Below are 931 nucleotides of genomic sequence, written 5' to 3' on the forward strand. Positions count from 1 at the left end.
ACCCGAGCGGGAGCAAGCTCCCTCGCCACATTGTGCTCGGGCCATCCAGGTCATGCGCTGTGCTGAAATATGTGTTAAAAATCCTCCGCTGCCATAAACCATGGCGGCAAAAACGTTCTCAGGGCGGGGTGCAATTCCCCACCGGCGGTAATTGCACGCAAGGTGCATAGCCCGCGAGCGCTTGGCGATACACGGCTTTTGCGGTGTAGTGCCAAGGTCAGCAGACCCGGTGTGATTCCGGGGCCGACGGTCATAGTCCGGATGAAGAGAGAACGGGATCGGCACCCAAGGGCCGTCTGCGACTGTCTGCGCGCGACGCACCCTCGAATCCCCTTCGATTCATGACGCCCTGTTTTTTACACAAACAGGAACCAGAACATGCAACCCACCGCAATCGACAGCAAAACCAAAAGTCATCCCGGCGAGCGCGTCGCGTTCATCCAGGCCTGCTGGCACAAGGAAATCGTCGACCAGAGTCGTAAAGGCTTCGTCGCCGAAATGATCAGCCAGGGTTACCAGGAAAGCGATATCGACTTCTTCGAAGTCGGCGGCGCCTTCGAGATCCCGCTGCATGCCAAACTGCTGGCCAAGTCTGGCCGCTACGCCGGCATCGTCGCCGCCGGGCTGGTGGTGGACGGCGGTATCTATCGTCACGAGTTCGTCGCCCAATCGGTGATCAGCGGCCTGATGCAGGTGCAGCTGGAAACCGAGGTGCCGGTGTTCTCGGTCGTACTCACGCCGCATCACTTCCATGCTGGGGAAGAGCATCAGAAATTCTTCTTTGAGCATTTTGTGCACAAGGGCCAGGAAGCGGCGAAGACCTGCGCCGACACCCTGCACAAGACCCGGGTGCTGCGTCGTAGTGAGCAGCGGGCGGTAGCGGTCTAAGGCTGGACACAGATTCCCTTGTGGGAGCGAGCCTGCTCGCGAT

The 931-nt window shown here is 59.6% G+C and carries 1 protein-coding gene and 1 riboswitch; the gene reads left to right on the plus strand.

Features of this window, described 5'->3' with window-relative positions; translation table 11 throughout:
• Positions 1 to 110 precede the first annotated feature (110 nt).
• Positions 111 to 278: riboswitch (FMN riboswitch) on the plus strand.
• Between the two features lie 100 nt (positions 279 to 378).
• Positions 379 to 888, plus strand: coding sequence for a 6,7-dimethyl-8-ribityllumazine synthase (locus HU811_RS27030; protein WP_092392970.1), 510 nt, complete (start codon positions 379 to 381; stop codon positions 886 to 888).
• Positions 889 to 931: the final 43 nt, after the last annotated feature.

This window comes from Pseudomonas tehranensis, from assembly GCF_014268615.1.
Taxonomy (GTDB): domain Bacteria; phylum Pseudomonadota; class Gammaproteobacteria; order Pseudomonadales; family Pseudomonadaceae; genus Aquipseudomonas; species Aquipseudomonas tehranensis.

Coding starts and splice junctions, on each gene's coding strand:
- HU811_RS27030 (WP_092392970.1), top strand. CDS start 379: ATGCAACCCACCGCAATCGACAGCAAAACCAAAAGTCATCCCGGCGAG.